This window comes from Psychrobacter sp. W2-37-MNA-CIBAN-0211 (genome assembly GCF_040309405.1).
GTDB classification, from domain to species: domain Bacteria; phylum Pseudomonadota; class Gammaproteobacteria; order Pseudomonadales; family Moraxellaceae; genus Psychrobacter; species Psychrobacter glaciei.
In genome coordinates this window covers 1-333 of record NZ_JBEOOU010000070.1, presented here as the reverse complement: position 1 = coordinate 333, position 333 = coordinate 1, and the positions used below count along the sequence as shown (strand labels likewise).

1 protein-coding gene is annotated in these 333 nt (G+C 44.1%); it reads right to left on the bottom strand.

The window, feature by feature from the left end:
• Positions 1–273 (bottom strand): DUF6701 domain-containing protein (locus AAEY72_RS14335; protein ID WP_502945392.1); only part of this gene is annotated, 273 nt, incomplete at its 3' end.
• Positions 274–333 lie beyond the last annotated feature (60 nt).

The window sequence follows — 333 nt, the reverse complement described above, 5'->3', positions numbered from 1 at the left end:
ACTATCACCTGCAGAGCACTCAGCATTATTATCTTCAGGCATAACACACAAGCCCACAGGGAAACTGACAAACTGATCTGAGCCGGTCATGATCAAACCTTGCTCATCGCCTGTACCAGTGTACTTAGCATCAAGCTGTATTTTTCCGGCATCGGGATAATTGACGTCGATGTTAGCTTTACCTGTGTCATCGAATGCCAACGCAAGCGTTGTTGCTGCGCTACTCTGTTTACCCACAGCTGTTGCATTCACGATTACCGATTGACCACTAATTAACGTAGTCGGCTAAATATAAGTACTCCAAAAAACGACGTTATAGGTTGTACTAGAAAA